This is a genomic window from Paenibacillus sp. FSL H7-0323 (assembly GCF_038002725.1).
Classification (GTDB): Bacteria; Bacillota; Bacilli; order Paenibacillales; family Paenibacillaceae; genus Paenibacillus_AQ; species Paenibacillus_AQ odorifer.
The window spans coordinates 2089989-2109279 of sequence record NZ_JBBODB010000001.1 but is presented as its reverse complement, the minus strand read 5'-3'; the positions used below and the strand labels follow the sequence as shown (position 1 = coordinate 2109279).

General features: G+C 42.3%; 14 protein-coding genes and 1 other annotated feature (1 of these 15 running past the window's edge). Of the genes, 7 read left to right on the top strand and 7 right to left on the bottom strand.

Annotated elements, in window-relative coordinates:
- Positions 1-37, top strand: a binding site (T-box leader); it begins 225 nt to the left of the window's first position.
- 43 nt (positions 38-80) lie between these two features.
- Complete coding sequence (gene metG / locus MHH89_RS09535) at positions 81-1727, top strand: methionine--tRNA ligase (protein WP_076304466.1); 1647 nt, start codon at positions 81-83, stop codon at positions 1725-1727.
- 9 nt (positions 1728-1736) lie between these two features.
- Here the strand turns inward: metG and MHH89_RS09530 are convergent, their stop codons facing one another.
- Positions 1737-2606: a LysR family transcriptional regulator gene (locus tag MHH89_RS09530; RefSeq protein ID WP_076179895.1), complete on the bottom strand. Its 870-nt coding sequence runs from the start codon at positions 2604-2606 to the stop codon at positions 1737-1739.
- Positions 2607-2756: 150 nt separating this feature from the next.
- Between MHH89_RS09530 and MHH89_RS09525 the strand changes: the two genes are divergently transcribed.
- From MHH89_RS09525 to MHH89_RS09510, 4 genes are all read left to right on the top strand, one after another.
- A complete protein-coding gene (locus MHH89_RS09525) occupies positions 2757-4493 on the top strand; it encodes an ABC transporter ATP-binding protein (protein WP_341086942.1) in 1737 nt (578 codons plus the stop codon).
- A complete protein-coding gene (locus MHH89_RS09520) occupies positions 4490-6229 on the top strand; it encodes an ABC transporter ATP-binding protein (RefSeq protein ID WP_312148480.1) in 1740 nt (579 codons plus the stop codon). Before MHH89_RS09525 ends, MHH89_RS09520 begins: the two co-directional genes overlap by 4 nt.
- 1863 nt (positions 6230-8092) lie before the next feature.
- Positions 8093-8806, top strand: coding sequence for an ABC transporter ATP-binding protein (locus MHH89_RS09515; RefSeq protein ID WP_036688363.1), 714 nt, complete (start codon positions 8093-8095; stop codon positions 8804-8806).
- On the top strand, positions 8799-10400 hold the full coding sequence (locus MHH89_RS09510; protein WP_340033255.1) for a hypothetical protein: 1602 nt from the start codon (positions 8799-8801) through the stop codon (positions 10398-10400). The genes MHH89_RS09515 and MHH89_RS09510 overlap by 8 nt, the downstream gene beginning before the upstream one ends.
- An 85-nt stretch (positions 10401-10485) precedes the next feature.
- On the opposite strand, the gene MHH89_RS09505 is transcribed toward MHH89_RS09510, so the two are convergent.
- On the bottom strand, positions 10486-11190 hold the full coding sequence (locus MHH89_RS09505) for a TetR/AcrR family transcriptional regulator (RefSeq protein WP_076129811.1): 705 nt from the start codon (positions 11188-11190) through the stop codon (positions 10486-10488).
- A gap of 230 nt (positions 11191-11420) precedes the next feature.
- On the opposite strand from MHH89_RS09505, the gene MHH89_RS09500 reads away from it, so the two are divergent.
- Together MHH89_RS09500 and MHH89_RS09495 are read left to right on the top strand one after the other, a co-directional pair.
- Positions 11421-12854, top strand: a complete 1434-nt coding sequence (locus tag MHH89_RS09500; protein ID WP_341086941.1) for an MDR family MFS transporter — start codon at positions 11421-11423, stop codon at positions 12852-12854.
- Positions 12855-12948: 94 nt separating this feature from the next.
- On the top strand, positions 12949-14559 hold the full coding sequence (locus MHH89_RS09495) for an S-layer homology domain-containing protein (RefSeq protein ID WP_341086940.1): 1611 nt from the start codon (positions 12949-12951) through the stop codon (positions 14557-14559).
- Between the two features lie 100 nt (positions 14560-14659).
- Here the strand turns inward: MHH89_RS09495 and MHH89_RS09490 are convergent, their stop codons facing one another.
- The 5 genes from MHH89_RS09490 to MHH89_RS09470 form a co-directional block, all read right to left on the bottom strand.
- Positions 14660-15376, bottom strand: a complete 717-nt coding sequence (locus MHH89_RS09490) for a glycosyltransferase family 2 protein (protein ID WP_076190933.1) — start codon at positions 15374-15376, stop codon at positions 14660-14662.
- Positions 15373-16110, bottom strand: coding sequence for a glycosyltransferase (locus tag MHH89_RS09485; RefSeq protein WP_076280093.1), 738 nt, complete (start codon positions 16108-16110; stop codon positions 15373-15375). Before MHH89_RS09485 ends, MHH89_RS09490 begins: the two co-directional genes overlap by 4 nt.
- A 187-nt stretch (positions 16111-16297) precedes the next feature.
- On the bottom strand, positions 16298-17284 hold the full coding sequence (locus tag MHH89_RS09480) for a phosphotransferase enzyme family protein (protein WP_341086939.1): 987 nt from the start codon (positions 17282-17284) through the stop codon (positions 16298-16300).
- 20 nt (positions 17285-17304) lie between these two features.
- Complete coding sequence (locus MHH89_RS09475; protein WP_341086938.1) at positions 17305-18177, bottom strand: glycoside hydrolase family 43 protein; 873 nt, start codon at positions 18175-18177, stop codon at positions 17305-17307.
- A gap of 68 nt (positions 18178-18245) precedes the next feature.
- Positions 18246-19151 (bottom strand): helix-turn-helix transcriptional regulator, encoded by a 906-nt coding sequence (locus MHH89_RS09470; protein ID WP_341086936.1) that lies wholly within the window; start codon positions 19149-19151, stop codon positions 18246-18248.
- Between the last annotated feature and the right edge of the window lie 140 nt (positions 19152-19291).

Genomic DNA, 19291 nt, shown 5'->3' with positions numbered 1-19291 from the left:
TAGGTGGTAACACGTGAGTAGAACTCTCGTCCTTTGTGGATGGGAGTTTTTTGTTGTCTAAAAAAAGGAGGAGAAGGTTAATGAGTAATGTGTTTATAGGTGGCGCTTGGCCGTATGCGAATGGATCTTTACATCTGGGGAGATTATCAAGTGTGTTGCCTGGGGATGTGCTGGCACGATATTTTCGCTCCAAAGGGGATAACGTATTATATGTATCAGGCAGTGATTGCCATGGCACACCCGTAGCAGTTCAGGCTGCGAATGAAGGGATTACGCCGGGAGCTTTTGCAAGCAGATATCATGAAGAGTTTCTGAAGTGTTTTGAACAGCTGGGATTTAGTTATGATCTATATACTCGAACGGATCAACAGCAGCATCATAAGGTTGTGCAAGCGTTGTTTACAAAGCTGCTAGAGAATGGTCATTTATATAAAAAAACCATTGCTCAATGTTACTGCGAGGTGGATCAGCGCTTTTTGCCAGACAGATATGTGGAAGGGACTTGTCCGGTATGTGGTGAGCGGGCGCGAGGGGATCAATGTGATTATTGTTCTACGATTCTAGATCCTGCCGATTTGTTAGACAGAGTCTGCAAATTATGTGGGAATACACCAACAGAAAGGCCGACAGAACATTATTATCTTAGCTTATCTAATTTTCAGTCTGAATTAACGGAATATGTAGAGGAAGCACAATTTTGGAGAGAAAACGCTATAAAACTGACCAAACGTTATTTACAAGAAGAGCTGCAGGACCGCGCGGTAACAAGAGACTTGTCTTGGGGTGTAGATGTTCCTGTGGCTGGATTTGAAGATAAAAAAATTTATGTTTGGATTGAGGCGGTAAGTGGTTATTTATCAGCCAGTAAGCAGTGGGCTGCACAGTCCGGAGGAAACTGGGAGGATTTTTGGTTAGAGGAAAAAGGGGCGATTACCGCTTATTATGTGCATGGTAAAGACAATATTCCATTTCACACTTTAATATGGCCGGCTGTGTTATTAGGAGCAGGAGGTCTGCATTTACCGGACAGGATTATATCTAGCGAATATTTAACCCTTGAAGGGCAGAAATTCTCCACTAGCCGAAATTGGGCGGTCTGGGTACCTGATATTTTAGAGCGGTATCAGCCAGATTCTATTCGTTATTTCTTAATTGCCAATGGACCTGAGAAGCGGGACACGGATTTTTCCTGGAGAGAGTTTATTTATAGCCATAATGGAGAGCTGCTTGGAGCATTTGGTAACTTTGTGAACCGTTCATTGGCTTTTATAGATAAGTTTTATGAAGGGAAAGTGCCAAATGGGCAATTAGATAAGGGGTGGAAGGACAATATTGACCTCTTGTATCTGGAATCAGGACGGCTTATTGAGGCTGGGAATCTAAAAGATGCGCTGGAGTTTATTTTTTCTTATGTGCGCAAGGCAAACCAGTATTTCGATCTGCAAAAACCATGGATACAGATAAAAGAGGATCAGGTTTCTTGTGATTCTGCAATATACACATGTGTGCAGATTATTGCGAACTTAGCGAATTTGTTGCATCCGTTTCTACCGTTCTCTTGTGACAAGATCAGGGGGTTCCTGTCGTTAGAACTACCGAATTGGCAGCCTTGCTCGGTGCCCCCTTACCAACAGGTTACTGATTTACAATTATTGTTTGAACGAATTGATATTAGCCGTATTAAAGAAGAAGAGGATAGGCTAGATCAACAGCAAGTGAATAAATAGAGCTGGTATTTATCCATTCCTGAAGCTTTCAATAAACTTGGAAGCCAATGATGATAAGTATTTATCCTTAATCCAGACGGCGGCGACCCGCGTGCGTAGTGATTCACTACTGATTTCTTTATAGACCAAATTACGGTTACTCGTTAATTCGAAAGCGGATTTGGGGATGATTCCAATGCCAAGACCAGCGTTTGCCCAGAGCAGTGTTGTTCTAGCATCATCATTCATACAGAAAATCAGCGGATCAAAGCCGTTCTCAAGACATGTTTCCCGGATAAGCTGCTCAAAACGGCGGTAGATAATAAGCGGCTTATCCTTTAGCTCACCGATCTCAATAAAGGTTTCATCCGTTTTCCAGTCATACTCAGGTGTCATTACGGCAATCATAGGTTCAGCTTGTGTGTAAAGACATTCTAAATTTGTACCATTAAAGGGTGTCCTAACAATCCCGACTTCGACAATACCTTTATTCAGGAGGTCAATGATTCTAAAGGTATTTCCTTCATGAATCTCAAACTTCACACCTTTATACGTTTTGTGGAACTCACATAGCCGATCTTGAAGCAACGTAGCTCCAGAGGAGGAAACTGTACCAATGGCTAGGGTTCCTTTTAAACCTTTGACAAAATCAGTGAGCTCACGGGCAGTGGAATCTGCCAGCTCCAGGATTTGTTGGGCACGGTCCCGCAATATGGCTCCAGCTTCAGTGAGCTGCACGCTGCGTGGACCCCGTTCCACTAGCTTTACACCGAGTTCTTCCTCTAGGAGCTTTAGCTGCTGGCTCAGCGGAGGCTGGGCCATTTGCAGTTTTTTGGCTGCAGATGTAATCTGTCCTTCCTCAGCTATCGCCATAAAATATTTAAGTTGTCTAATATCCATATAAAAATCCTCCGAACTTGAGATATGCTAATCGTATGGGAGCGATACGAATCCAATATTATTAATATGTGAGTAGATATGCCATAATCATAACTGTTCTTATACATATTTCAAGTGGTTAAATACTTCTTATGTTGGGTGTGGATGAATTTGTTCAAAATTGCATTATATTTAAAGCCGTACAAAAAAGAAGCGATCATTGGACCGATCTTCAAACTGATGGAAGCGATTCTGGAGCTGATTTTGCCTACCATTGTCGCATTGATCATCAACAACGGGGTTGGCAATCATGACAGCGCCTATGTTTACCGCATGGGTGGTCTAATGGTGCTGATGTCACTGCTTGGCTTCGGCTGCTCCATGGTATGCCAATACTATGCAGCCCGGGCTTCACAGGGATTCGGTACGACACTACGCAATAAGATGTTTAGACATATCACCTCTTTGTCGTATGCTGAGCTGGATACCTTAGGTACACCTACACTGATTAATCGGATTACCAATGACGTAAACCAGCTGCAAATTGCTGTGGCTATGCTAATTCGTCTAGTTATTCGTGCACCGTTTATCTGTATCGGGGCTATCCTAATGTCCATGATTTTGGATTTTAGATTATCGCTGATTCTAATTGCGGCAACACCGATTTTTGGCATTATTTTATATTTTATTATCACCCGTAGTGCTCCTTTGTACCGAAAATACCAGCAGAAGCTGGATGCCCTTGCGCTCGTACTGAGTGAGAATTTATCGGGGATTCGAGTGATTCGTGCTTTTGCCAAAAGACGTACAGAAAAAGAACGTTTTGATGCTTCATCCGATGATTTGACTACTACAGCGATCCGGGTTTCGCGGATATCTGCTTTGCTTGGGCCGATGACTACACTTGTAGTAAATGCGGCGATCATTGCTATTTTGTGGGTAGGCGGAATTCATATCGATGGGGGCCGATTGTCTCAAGGGGAGATCATTGCCTTCATCAATTACATCACTCAAATCTTGCTGGCGCTGATAGTGGTCTCCAACTTGGTCATTATTTTTACCAAAGCCTCATCCTCAGCTAATCGTGTAAATGAAGTGCTGGGTGTTAAGGTCTCCGTGTCTGAGGAAGGAAATGCTGTGATTGCTGAACCTGACCATGCTGCCCCTGCTATACAATTCGATCACGTATCCTTTGGGTATAATACGACAGGTGAATCGGCATTAGAGGATATATCTCTAGTAATTAATCGCGGAGAGACCGTGGGCCTGATTGGCAGTACGGGTTCAGGTAAGTCTACTTTTGTGAATTTGATCCCTCGTTTTTATGATGCGGTGCAAGGTGAAGTAAAAGTGGATGGTGTGAATGTCCGAGATTATAAGCTGCAGCAGCTTCGTGAGAAGATCGGGATTGTACCGCAGAAAGCTGTGCTGTTTACAGGAACGATTGCTGAGAATATACGTTGGGGCAAGGAAGATGCAACTGAGGAAGAAATCATGCAGGCAGCCTCTATTGCTCAAGCGGAGGAGTTTATACGTAAATTACCCGAAGGGTTGAATACGCAAGTATCTCGTGGGGGATTAAATTTATCCGGTGGACAAAAGCAGCGCTTAACCATAGCTCGTGCAGTAGTAGGAAAGCCATCGATTCTTATTTTGGATGACTCCTCCAGTGCGCTGGATTTCTCCACAGATGCGGCACTTCGAAAGGCTCTCAAAGAGAGCAGCCAGGAAATGACCGTACTCCTTGTCTCGCAGAGGGTAAGCACTGTAAGGCAAGCGGATAAAATAATGGTATTTGAGGAAGGGCGGATCGCCGGTGTCGGAACCCATGAGGAGCTGATGCGTGGTTGTGAAGAGTATAAAGAAATCTGCCTGTCCCAGCTATCAAGTGAGGAGTCGGGCCAATGAACAAAAATAACATTTGGAAAAGACTTATTGTATACACAGGGCATTATAAAAAAATAGCTATAGGTGCAGTAATCTGCGCAATACTCAGTGTGATTGCCAGTCTAATTGGCCCGCTGTTCATCGGCAGCGCCATCGATTTTATGATCGGGCCGGGAGAGGTTGATTTTGACGCCGTACTTAGACTGCTTTTGATTCTGGCAGGGGTGTATATTGTCGGCAGCTTTTTCGGATGGCTTCTTACCTACCTGACTAATCGAATTGCCTATCGGACTGTATATGACTTACGGCGGGAGCTTTTTGATAAATTAAATGTTTTGCCGTTAAAATTTCACGATAACCACCCGCAAGGGGACAGCATCAGCCGGTTTGTTAATGACATGGATGCGGTCTCTGATGGACTGCTGCAAGGCTTCTCAACACTGCTCACGGGGATCATCACTATCGTGGGGGCAATTGTACTTATGTTGTACATTAGTCCTTTAATGACCCTAGTTGTTCTTCTGTCAGCACCCGTTACATTTTTTGTGGCAAGATTCATTACGATGCGCTCTCAGAAGATGTTTAAGGAGCAGGCTAAAATTCTGGGCGGTCTCAACGGATACGTGGAGGAAATGATTGGCGGACAAAAAGTGGTCACAGCTTATCATTATGAAGACCGTGCACTGACCCAGTTTGAAGAACGAAACGAGACTTTGTACCAGACTGGCGTGAAATCACAATTTTACGGTTCCTTGTCCAATCCGACAACACGGTTAGTAAATAATATTACCTTCTCTGTTATCGCGATGATCGGTAGTGTTATGGTGATTCGCGGGCTTGTGACGGTAGGGGATTTGTCCAGCTTTTTGATCTTCTCCAACTTGTTCGCTAAGCCGTTTAATGAAATTACAGGTGTGATTACGCAGCTTCAATCGGCAACGGCATCAGCGCAGCGGATCTTCGCCATTCTAGACCTCTCGCCTGAACCAGCGGATGCAACAGACGCCAAAATTATGAATACAAGCCAAGGGACGATTACCTTTGAAAAAGTATCCTTTGCTTATAATCCTGAACGTCCTCTGATTAATGATTTCAGTCTGGAAGTGAAACCAGGTACCCGGGTTGCAATTGTAGGGCAGACGGGAGCGGGGAAGACCACACTGGTTAATCTGCTTATGCGTTTTTATGATGTGGATAAGGGTTCCATCAAGATTGACGGCGTGGATATCAAGACGATTACCCGTGACAGTCTGCGGCGTAATTTCGGGATGGTGTTGCAGGACACCTGGCTTTTTGGCGGCACAATTAGAGAAAACATTGCCTACGGCAAACCTGAGGCTACCGAAGAAGAGGTCATCGCTGCTGCTAAGGCTGCAAATGCTCATAGCTTCATTAAACGCCTGCCTGAGGGATATGATACAAAGATCAGTGGCTCAGGAGATAATTTGTCGCAAGGACAAAAGCAGCTGCTTACCATAGCACGAGTGATGCTCGTAGATCCGCCTATGCTCATTTTGGATGAAGCCACCAGCAGTATTGATACGCTGACTGAGGTACGGATTCAGAAGGCTTTTCTAAAAATGATCGCTGGTCGGACCAGCTTTGTAATTGCTCACCGTTTGTCAACGATTCGAGAATCGGATCTCATTCTTTTCATGAAGGACGGAGACATTGTCGAAAGTGGCACGCATGACCAACTCCTAGCCAGCGGTGGATATTACGCCAGATTATATAACAGTCAGTTCGCATCAGCTTAGACTTTGCATTAAGAAAAAGAGCATTCAATCCCTAAATTGGGGGTGAATGCTTTTTTTGGTTGAGTTAGTTTTGTTTGGTTTGGGTGTAGCCCGCCGTCACCAAAGTAGTTTGCTTAACGTTCCAAAGTAGCTATCACATCGTCACCAAAGTAATTTGCTTACCGTTCCAAAATAGCTATCACATCGTCACCAAAGTAATTTGCTTATCATTCCAAAGTATTTGTTTACCGTTACGGACCGTATTGCAGCTAAATGGTGTTTTTGGTGCCTTTTTTCAAAGTAACGGACTGCATAGCACTTATTCGTCTGATTTTGCAGCAAAAAGGAGCGGATATGGCACAATAGCTGCATCTGAGTCCGAACGATGTGGAAAAGGGCATGAATTTTGAAATAAGGGCGCCTCGGTCCGATACATAGTAATGGCAGCCACCACCAAAGGTAGATTGCTTCTGATCCGGAGTAGATTGCTTAGAAAGTCGTTTGCTCAGTGTTCCAATTTAGTTGGCTCATCGTCAGTCTGCTCAGTGTTCCAATGTAGTTGGCTCATCGTCAGTCTGCTTAGCGTTCCAAAGCTGTCAGCCAACCGTCCCCAAAGTAGTTCGCTTAGCGTTCCAAAGTTAACTATCTCATCGTCACCCAAGTATTTTGTTTACCGTTACGGACCGTATTGCAGCTAAATGGTGTTTTTGGCGACTTTTCCCAAAGTAACGGACTGCATAGCACTTATTCGGCTGAATTTGCAGGAAAAAGGAGTGGATATGGCACAATAGCTGCATCTGAGTCCGAACGGAGTGGAAAAGTGCGTGATTTTGCGAAATAAGGGCGCCTCGGTCCGATACGTAGCAATGGCAGCCACCACCAAAGGTAGATTGCTTCTGATCCGGAGTAGAATGCTTAGAAAGTAGTTTGCTCAGTGTTCCAATGTAGTTAAATCATCGTCAGTCTGCTTAGCGTTCCAAAGTAGTTGTCTCATCGTCCCCAAAGTCGTTTGCTTAGCGTTCAAAAGTAATTTGTTTACCTTTTCGGACCGTATTGCAGCTAAATGGTGTTTTTGGTGCCTTTTTTCAAAGTAACGGACTGCATAGCACTTATTCGCCTGATTTTGCAGCAAAAAGGAGCGGATATGGCACAATAGCTGCATCTGAGTCCGAAATGGGTGGAAAAGAGCGTGAATTTGCGAAATAAGGGCGCCTCGGTCCGATACGTAGCAATGGCTGCCACCATCAAAGGTAGATTGCTACTGTTCCAGAGTAGAATGGAGTTAGCTTAGCGTTCAAAAGTAGTTATCTCATCGTCCCCAAAGTAATTTGCTTACCGTTCCAAAATAGTTTGTTTCCCCTTACGGACCGTATTGCAGCTAAATGGTGTTTTTGACGCCTTTTTTCAAAGTAACGGACTGCATAGCACTTATTCGGCTGAATTTGCAGCAAAAAGGAGCGGATATGGCACAATAGCTGCATCTGAGTCCGAACGGAGTGGAAAAGTGCGTGATTTTGCGAAATAAGGGCGCCTCGGTCCGATACGTAGCAATGTCAGCCACCACCAAAGGTAGATTGCTTCTGATCCGGAGTAGAATGATTAGAAAGTAGTTCGCTTAGCGTTCCAAAGTTAACTATCTCATCGTCACCCAAGTAGCTATCTCACCGTCCCCAAAGTAGTTTGTTTGTCCTTACGGACCGTGTTGCACTTAATCGTAATTTTATCCCACCCGTTAGAGGTGAAAATCTCAAAATAAAATATTTGCAAACGAATGAACTATCTGGACGGGCTAAACGTATTATAAGAAACGTATATTGAACACGACGAAGCTACAGTAAATATGGCATATTGAGAGTGTTATGAGATTGGAAGGGGAGTGGCAAGATGTTGACAATCAAACATTTTACCAAAAGCTATAAGGGTGGCAAGAAGGCAGTAAATGATCTGAATTTGGTGGTCGAAAAAGGTGACATCTACGGCTTTATCGGTCATAACGGTGCAGGGAAAACAACGACTATCCGAGCAGTGGTCGGAGTTTTAGATTTTGAGGAGGGGGATATCGAGATTGGTGGGTACTCCATTAAAAAAGATCCCTTAGCCTGCAAAGCGATTACTGCGTATATTCCAGATAATCCGGATTTATACGATCATCTGACGGGCATTCAGTACTTGAATTTTATTGGTGATCTTTTTAGCGTATCGAAAGCGGATCGGGAGTTACTGATAAAGAAATATAGCGATGAATTTGAGATTACCTCTAATCTGGGGGATTTGATCTCCGCGTATTCTCATGGTATGAAACAGAAACTCGCGATTATCTCTGCGCTTATTCATAAACCGAAGCTGCTAGTTCTGGATGAACCCTTTGTGGGACTTGATCCAAAAGCGGCACACACGCTCAAGAGAATTATGGCGGAGATTTGCAGCCAGGGCAGTGCGATCTTTTTTTCGACGCATGTACTGGACGTGGCCGAGAAGCTCTGCAATAAGATCGCCATTATCAAAGCGGGTGAATTGATCACTCATGGGAAAACAGAAGAGGTGAAGGGTGACAGCAGCCTTGAAGATGTGTTTTTGGAGTTGATAAAACATGATTAATATCTGGAGATTGACGAAAATTCAGCTGATCTCATCCTTTGGGTTAAATAAAGCTTTGCATACACGAGATATGAAAGAAAGACGAAAAATGCTTTTGCTGAGCATCGGTATCTTAATAGGGATAGTCATGATGGCAGTGGTTTCGTTTGGATATAGCTTCATGATAGCAGAGACCCTTGAACAGATAGGCCGTCCAGAGCTGCTGCTTGCGATTATGATGGCTGTTACATGCTTGATTGGATTTTTTACAACGATCTATAAGGCGAGTGGGGTATTATTTGGCTCCAAAGATTACGATCTCGTAATGTCGCTGCCTATCAAAACGAGCCATATCGTAGCAAGCCGTGTAGTTCAGCTCTACGTGCTGAATATACTGTTCTCATTGATGGTGATGGTGCCAGCAGGTGTAGTTTATGCTATAAAGGTAAATCCGGCAGTAGTGTATTATTTATTTTTCATGATAACGCTGCTATTTATCCCATTAGTGCCGATCATTGCTGCAACGATTATTGGGGCATTGATTAGTTGGATCTCCTCACGGTTTAAAGGAAGTCGTTTAATAAGTCTCATTCTGACTTTTGCCGTAATCATTGTTATTATTTTAGGTTCAGGCCAAATGAATGGGAATGACCCGCAGTTAATTGCGGATATGAGCACACAAATTGCCGATCAAATCTTTAACTTATATCCTTTGACGGTCATGTATGTAGATGCTGTCTGCTCGTATCAGGTAGCTCCATTACTATTATTTATAGGAATTTCATTACTTTCTTTTATGCTGTTTACCCTTATTCTTGGCAGCAAATATAAAGCAATACACACAGGCCTTACGACTTCTTACTCAAAGAATAAGTATCAAATGAGGTCACTTGCAGTCTCTTCACCGCTTTACACATTGTATAAAAAAGAGCTGCGCCGCTATTTCAGTTCTTCTATATATGTGCTAAATACAAGTATTGGTATGGTAATGCTACTTGTCATGGCGATCACCTTACTGTTTGTTAGCTCAGAGCAATTAGGAAAGATTATTGAGATACCAGAACTCTCTAATTATCTAAGCAGATTGGCGCCACTATTTGTTTCCTTCTTTGTAGCATTAAGCTGTACGACCTCGAGTTCGATTTCGCTTGAAGGTAACCATATTTGGATTTTAAAAAGCGCTCCCGTTCCGACAAAAACTATATTATTAAGTAAAATCGCAGTGAATCTCACCATTACTGTGCCGATTGTGATTGTTAGTAGTGTGCTTCTTATGATTTCTCTGGGCACTGGCTGGATGGAGAGCTTGTTATTGCTAATAATCCCCGTCCTATACGCTTGTCTTACCGCAATGGTAGGTGTGATCGTAAACTTGAAGCTTCCTAAACTAGAGTGGACCAATGAAGTCTCTGTAATTAAACAAAGTGCTTCAGTCCTTGTAGCGATGATTATAGGATTTATCAGCTTGCTGATTCCATTTGGTTTGAGTTTTCTTTTATCTGATCTAAATGGTAATCTCGTTATGTTAGGGATTGGTGTGGTGATATTAGTGGCGTGTGGAGTGATGTATAGATACATCCAGTCCACAGGAGAATTTTTATTTCGGGCTCTTTAAAAAAAGGGCATTCCAAAAGCCGAAATTGGCTGCTGGGATGCCCTTTTTTTGTGCAAGATTTATTTTCGTGAAAAATCCCTAAGTTCTACCGTCGCTCTTGTTGTTCTTGTTGTTCTTGTCGCTCATTAGCTAACTGTTCAATTCCGCCCACCATTATTTTTAGACCTGTATAGAACATCTTATCGGAGCCAATTTCATTAAAAATATTGTTTTCGTACATTCGTTTTATAACATTAGGTCCATCCCCGGATAAGTGCTCAAGCGATTGTTTAAAAACCACTCTAGCATCTCCATTAGGTTCATTTTTCATGGCTAAGTCTATTCGATCCTGCTCATATTTGTCCAATTCGAATGAGATTACATAGTTTAACACGCATGCAATCAAGGAGAATTTATCACTATCGCTTAAAGGAAGATGATCCACGATCTGAAGCAAAGTATTCAGTAAAGATAGATAATTAGGTTCAGAAGGCAAGGTTCTCATCATCAGCTGAGCCGAGCAAGGATACTTATGTAAAACCCCACGAATTCGGTCTACAAAATTAAATAACTGTTCTTGCCAAGCACCTTCGAGATTCGCAGTTTCGAGGGCTTCTTTGGCGACCTCATTAGCAAGCGTCTGGAAAATGCTCTGTTTACTCTTAAAATGCCAATACAGAGAGGCGGCTTGTATTTTTAGTAGTTCTGCTAATTTACGCATACTAAATGCCTCTATGCCGATATCATCCAACAGCACCCAAGAAGCTTTTATTATATCTTGTTCAGTGATTTGCAGATTTTTGATTCTCATCGAAACGACCTCCTGTTACTGTCTTTCTTTATCATAAGCGAAGATGAATGGCTGGTCTACCATCGTTAGATTACTGCTTTATCTTACACTGTTAGATATTTTTATTTACAAGCAAATAAACGGGTGCTATATTAATCTTACACTGTTAGTTTAAAGGTGCGATTTTTAAAAAAAGGAGGCAGCAGTTAGCAATTTTATTAGTAAAAATTAAAAAGGATGTGTATAGACCCATGAGTAATCTTCAAGTGGAACAATCCCAATCAGTCACCAAAGAATTTTCTATAAAAGCAATACTTCCCGTAATACTGGCACTTATAACAGGAATGCTGCTGGTTATGCTCGACAGTACAATTATGAATGTAGCGATCCCGCAGCTTGAAAAAACCTTTGATGCCAGCCTAAAAACAATACAGTGGGCCATTACGGGTTATACGCTGGCTTTATCCGTAATTATCCCATTGGCCGGTTGGTTCTCGGATAAGTTTACTGCCAAACGTGTTTTTTTAGCTTCGATCGTATTGTTTACCATAGGTTCTTTATTATGCTCTATGGCACAATCCACAACAGAGCTGATAATCTTTCGTATTTTGCAGGGATTAGGCGGAGGGATGATTGCTCCAATTGGTATGGCTATGTCATTCAAAATCGCACCTCCCGATAAAAGAGGTTCAATCATGGGATTGCTTGGACTACCGATGTTAATTGCGCCTGTTCTTGGCCCTGTACTGTCAGGATGGCTGTTGGAATATGCCAGCTGGCATTGGATTTTTCTGATTAATGTTCCCATTGGCATTATTGCAATGATTGTTGGAGTGAAATTTCTTCCGGTAATAGAGAAGGGGAATAAAGCTAAATTGGATATTTGGGGTGTGATTTTATCACCGCTCGCCTTCTCCAGCTTGGTATTTGGGGTGCATAGAGGGGGAGTAGATGGCTGGGGGGATCGTATAACGATTATATCTCTTGCGTTCAGCTTCATTGCTTTAGCCTTGTTTATTTTCGTGGAATTGCGCCAAAAAGAACCGTTATTGGAACTTCGCTCTTTTCGATCTCTAGAATTTAGTAAAGGTATGATTTTGACCTGGATTAATCAGTTCGCCTTATTTGGTTCGATTCTGTTAATTCCAATTTTTTTGCAGCAGGTCAGAGGTTTTTCTTCCTTTGAATCGGGGCTTTTAGTTATTCCCCAAGCATTAATATCCTTTGCTGGCATGATTATTGGAGGAAAGTTATTTGATAAGTTTGGAGCTCGGCCCGTTGTGTTCTCTGGACTTGTGCTGCTGTCCACCGGACTCTTTCTCTTGTCACGTTTACAAAATGATACAAGTGTATACGTTATGATCAGTTATTTTGCCATTATGGGACTTGGCCAAGGATTAACTACTATGCAGCTCGGTACACATGTGCTTAAGGCCGCTCCGAAGGATCTGATCAGCCGTGTTACCCCACTTACTGCCTCTGCGCAACAAATTGTGGGTTCCTTTGCTGTCGCTATAATGTCGGGCTTATTGACTTCCAATATAGCTACACATATGGGTCAAGGGAATCAGAAACTACCCTCAGCGGCTATGGTTGCAGGATTCCACGACACGTTCCTAGTTTCATTGGTCTTGGCGCTGTGTGGTGTGGTTCTTAGTCTCTTTTTGCGTAATCCGAAGAGCTGATCCTATCGTACTCTACCAATATTTTAGCGATGTTTATTGATTGTATCCTTGGTATAATTCAAAGATTGATAACCAAGGGGGAATCTCTTAACCCGTGAAAAATATATTTGCTAGATTTACTATAATAACCCTCGCTGTCGTGCTAGCCGCCGGAGTATTTATTCAGCATATATCGGCCGATAACGGGGTTCCTTTTGAGGATATAAACACTAGTTATGCAAAAAAAGAAATCATAGATTTATATAACCGGAATATATTAACTGGCACCTCGAATACTAAATTTTCACCTACTCAATCGATTACTAGAGCTGAATTTATAACAGTACTTGATCGACTGTTGAAGCTTGATCCAGCGTTGAGTCCGGTATCTCCTTATACCGACGTAGCCAAAAGCGCTTGGTATTACGGCTGGATTCAGGCTGCGGTTCAGCTTGAACTGGCGAACGGCACTTCGGCAACTACTTTTGCACCCGCAAAAGCAGTCACTCGGCAGGAAGCGGCTGTGTGGATAGCCAAAGCTCTAAAGCAAACAAACACTGCAACTGCCGCACAAACTAATTTTAAGGATCGGCAACAAATTGCTAGCTGGGCAAGTGCTGCTGTAGCTAAGGTTAATGATCGCGGATTAATGAAAGGCGATAATAGCGGAAATTTTCGGCCCACGGACCCGATAACAAGGCAAGAGACGGCAGTGCTGATGGATCGGGTGCTGCAACATACAAGCTGGGCGGCAGAGCTGGAAAGTAATCCGGACAAACGTATTGTTATAGGCTGGCAGTATGGTCTCACGACGGCACAATTTGAGAATCATGTTCTGCAATCGAACGTCAACACATTATCACCACGTTGGTATTATGTTGGGAAAACAGGGGCAGTAACGGATTCGACAGACGCCTCGCTGGTGACTTGGGCAAAAAAGAATAAGAAGCAAGTCTGGGCGATGGTTGGCAATCGATCGGATCAAGAAGCGACGCATCAGATGCTGTTGAGTACAACCACAAGGAATACGGCAGTTAATCAGTTAGCTGCTTTAGTGAGTAAATATGGATTAGATGGACTAAATATAGATTTTGAAAATGTAGCGGCCGAAGATCGTGTGTATTTGACTTCGTTTATTACTTTATTAGCCGAGAAAATGCATTCGCTCGATGTTATCCTGTCGATGGATGTATCTCCTGATCTTGGAACGGATTGGACAGAAGCTTTTGACTATGCTGCCCTAGGCAAGCAAGTGAATTATATGGTGATGATGGGTTATGATGAGCATTATGACGGGAGTCAAGTTCCGGGGTCCAATGCCTCGCTTTCTTATGATCAAAAGGCTGTGAATACAATCCTAAAAGTTGTACCTAGTCAAAAAGTTATATTGGCATTGCCCTTATATAATCGGGATTGGACATTGAACCAGAAGGGGACGGTTTTATCCTCTCAATATATTACGCTTCCGGAGCAAAATCAGATTATCAGCAGCTATGCATCGAGACCCGTGTGGAATCCTTCGCTGGGACAATATGTCGCGGGCTACTCGAAACAAGCTATAAAACATACGATCTGGATTGAGGATGGGCGTTCATTAATAACAAAATACAACTTAGCGGTTACTAAAAAACTAGCTGGAGTAGCTTATTGGTATATAGGCGGAGAAAGCTCTGATGTATGGTCCAGCTTAAGGAATGCAGAGAAATTTTACGATTATACTTTTTAAAAATATGAAAGACTGGATGCGAATAGCCGCTTAGCTATATTGCTGTCCAGTCTTTTTATTGGGTTACTAAGGCATAGCTGGTAGGATTAGATTGATTAAATCAGCCTCGCGTTACGTATTTTTTGAAGTTTTTCACGTTTAGAACTTTAACATTTTGAGCTAGAAGTTTCTTGTCGCTAACGACCCAAGTGTGATCTTTGGAGTTTTTTCTACGAATCGCAGCGAAGTTATACTTATTTCCTGCATAGATCTTAAAGCCCTGTGCAGCACAATCAGCACAAAACTTAACGCATTCACCTTTATTCCAATCTGGAAAGGAAATCTGCTGGAAGACATTTCGTTTTACGAGTAGGGTCGCACCCTGAACATTGGTTACCTGTTTATTTTCCATATGAAGATAACGAAGCAAAAGTAGCTTCTTATCAGTTAAATACATATAGTGAGCTCGTTTTCCAACGATATCAGCTTTAGTTTTATGGAGGATGTTCATACTATCCGTTAAATAGTTGGCAGAATAATAATCGTCGTCATCAAATTTAGCGATACAACTATAATTCGCTAAGTGCACACCAAAATTCAGACAAAACCCCAGTGAACGATATTCAGGTAGTTTATAGATCCGTACATTTTTATGTTTTTTTGCAGCATGTATATAGTCTTCTATTTTCAAGCTATCATTATTAATGATCACGATAAGCTCTTTAGATTTGAAATTCTGTCGTTGATAGTTATCAAATATTGTTTTAATACAATCCATTCGTTTTGTACAAGTTAGAATAGACACGGCAGATGAAGTAGATTCAGCAGTTAATTTCATAACGAAATCTTTGGACGGCGTCCAACAAAATTCCTGTAGTTTTTAATATTCCGGATGATCTTATGGTTAGCTATTAGTGTACTATCACTGATGATCCATGTATGTTTTGAAGAGTTTTTTCTACGTATGGCAACGAAGTTATTTTTACTAGCAGAATAAACCTTATAACCTTTCTTTTTGCTTCTGCTGCAAAAGAGATCATCCTCACCTACGTTTTTATTAGGAAATTTTACATGATCGAATACTTTTCGGTTGAAGACGAGCGTAGCGCCAGGGAGATGGGTAACCATTCGGTGTTCATCATTTGCGAAACGAAGAATCAAAGTCTTTGAACCTAGTAAATACATATAGTGAGCCCGTTTTCCAAGGATATCAGCTTTAGTTCTTTTTAAGGTCAGAATACTTTCCGTCAAATAATGAGGGGCATAGTAATCGTCGTCATCAAATTTGGCGATGGTATGATATTTGCATTTTGTTACGGCATAGTTTAAGCATGAACCGAGAGATTGCTGTTCAGGTTTACGATATATCTTAATATTTTTGTATTTTTTAGCTAAGGTTTGGTAGGGGGATAGTGGAATTTTATTATTATTGATAATAATGATAAGTTCTTTATTTGCATATCTTTGTCTGCTGAAATTTTGGAGTAGGTTGTTTAAATAATTATGGCGATTGGTACAGGTAATAATGGAAACACCTTGTTGCTTCGCTTTGTTGTGAGGTACAGCACTCATTTAACCAACCCCTCATATGCATTTTTGGGAAAAGTCTCATAATACGATATGTCCAAGTTAGGATAGAGTAACGGCATATCAACCTCTTAAAAGCAAAAATGGACTTGTTTAAAGAACACAAAACCCACAGTGATAGCTGTGGGTTTTGTAAGAGAGACAATTCATATGAAACGCTTTGGATGTTTGTTCAGAAATAAGATTCAATGATGGATACGCTATTCTCGATTCTCGCCTTACTCTGCGTTAAATAATCTTTGGTCCAATCATCTAGGTTAGACATATCAAAACTCCGGTACATCCCTGTATAAACAATAATCTCTCTTAATCGAAGAAAAAGAGGAATTAGCTTCAGCTCATTTTCTGAAATACTGTTCTCTTTAACGTAGCCTTTTAGAAAATGCTCCATAAAACGCTGACATTGAAGCTGCCTGTCCTCCATACTATCATCCCCGTAAACGTAGACTAGATAATACAGTTGAATGGCGATATCTTCTACAAACCAGCTGTACTGAGCTTCATCAAAATCAAACAAGGTCAGCTTGCCATTGTCGACCAAAAAGTTGCCTACATTGATATTCCCATGGATGAGACCATAGGTATTTATATCAGCGTCGAGATGCTTTAGCTGATCCATAAGCGCCTTACAGCTTTCCAAAACGCCACTTTGGGATGGAGGAATAAACCTGGTTACATTCTGCAGGTAGTAGTTCTGATGCCACGCATGTCTTTTGGACTGTGGTTTATAAGATTTTGCTAATCTGTGCATTTGTCCAGTGATCATGCCACACTGCTCATAGAGGTCTAGATCCTTCAGGCAGTCTGGGTAACCTATTCGTTTCCCTTGTGCTTTTTCAAAGAAAGATGCCATAAAGTATGAATCACCAATCTCTATTTGCTCAACTAGATTACCCAGAAGAGAACCTACGGGTCTTGATACGGAAACGCCATGATCTGCTAGGTATAGAATCCATTCAAGTTCAGCCGTTAACAATTCCATACTGCGCAGCGAGCTATGAGTAAATCTTAGAATATATTGATGATTGCTAAGTTGATATTCATAAACAAAATTTTGAAATCCGCCAATGAAGCTTAGCTCATCTATGGGGATACCGTATTTCGTGCAGGCAGCACTTACAATCTGGTCATTAAATAAAGACTTAATCTTTTGTTCCAAGGGTTCTACTCCGTTCTACACTACAATGATTTTATCGAAATCGTTCTGGAGCTTTCCTGGACCTCAATAAGCAGCGGCCGTTCTTGTGGGTTGAGATTTGGGGCATGAATGGCTAGCATAAGTCTGCCCGTCAAATCACGAAACAACATTCCATGTCCGCCATCTTTGGCATAAAGAGGCTCAGGATCATGTTGCCAAGGTCCACTAATGTCACCGCTGACGGATCGGGTTATACCCATGGCATAACCACTAGCTCCACTGCTAGACCACAACATAAGCAGCTCACCACTGCTAGTCTGATGCATAAAAGGACCGTCAGTTACGTATTGCCCTTCTTTGCCGCCTACCGTCCAAGGAGCTTGTGAAGCCTGGAAAAGCAGCATAGGTTCGCCAATAGTAGCACTTAAATCCTCCTTCAGCCGAACGGCATACATTTCTCCATCCGTCACTTCAATCCATTCACGGCAAAAGATCATCCAAGGTTTGTCTTCTTTATCTACATATAACGTTCCGTCAAGGCACTCCCAAGAAGCCGGGGTAATCGGATGATTACTGATAGGGAGATAAGGACCCTCAGGTGTTTCCGCGCTTAATATTTGTGTCCCCCGTGGAACGCTATGTCCTTTAAAAGAAGCGAACATATAATATTTTCCGTTGTAGCGGTGAACCTCTGGTGCCCAGAAATGATGATCAGCCCAAAAATCAGCATCTGGACGAAAAGCAGCAATGGGCCCGGACCATTCCTGAAGATCTGAGCTGATATATACATCGAAGCCGTGAGGTGCGCCACTCCAAGCTGTTAGGCCATCTGTGCCAAATAAATAGTATTGTTCAAGTTCAGGCACAGATAGGATATAGGGATCTCTAAAGTTAATATCAGATAATGTTTTCATTAAGGTGCCCCCAATTTACAAGCTATCATCTGCTTAATTTTACAATATCTTCTTTAGGCTTGGAAGCGTTACTTCATTTGCTCGTCTTGTAGCAAACGTATTTTCATTACTCCGGGTGTACAGCCGTAGTTTTTTCGGAAGACACGTATAAAATAATTAGTCTCCATGCCCAGCTGAAGCGCTATATCTTGAACGGGAATCTCCATATCCTCCGTCATTAATTGCAGCGCCCGCTCCAGCCGCAGATTCTGCAAATATTTATGCGGAGTGACCCCATATTCCTGCACGAATAAACGCTGGAAATGCTGCACAGAGTAGCCGACTGCTGCTGCAAGATTGGAGATCAGAAGCGGTTCTGTGTAATGTTCGTTGATCAGCCCGACGGCTGTAGTTAGGGCTTCATTTCGGACCGACTCGAAGGCTATACGATTACCGGAGCCTTCTGAACTCTTGGCAGGGCGCAGCATTAAGAGCAGTCTATAGAGTGTGATAGACAACTCTTGCATCCACATCTCGTCCTGCCGATTGGGGGCAGGAGAATTTACCGTATGCCAGATTTGGCCGATTTCTTCCCAGCATTGTTCAAAACGATCCGTTCGATAAGGAACAGAAGGGAGCAGTTCAAGCGCTTCCAACAATCCATGAGCTTGACTGCCTTGAAAGCCGATAAAGCCAACATGCCACGGTTCATGAGAGGTAGGATAATATTCATGACCACGATCGGGCGGGAAGGCAAATGCCATCCCCGGTTCCAGTATGATTTCTGTGCCACTTTCCAGATCACGAAATAACCCGGTTCCGGTCCGGATTAAAAAGATTTGATACACAGGAAATCCTGCTGGGCGCACATGATGGAATTGGATATGGCGACCTACAGAGTAGGGGGATAGGGGCAACGTTCCAGAGTCGCGCGGTAATTCAATCAGAGAAAAAGGTAGCAGGTTTATCACCTCATCTTCATTTTGTGCTATCACTTCGAGACTATATTCCTACTGATTGAAATGACTTTTCTTATATTATAAATAGTATAAATGATGATTCCTGAATAAGATAGCTTACGCTTCTAGCCTATCATCAGAGAATAGTCCCATTCTATAAATGGGCAGAATTGAGA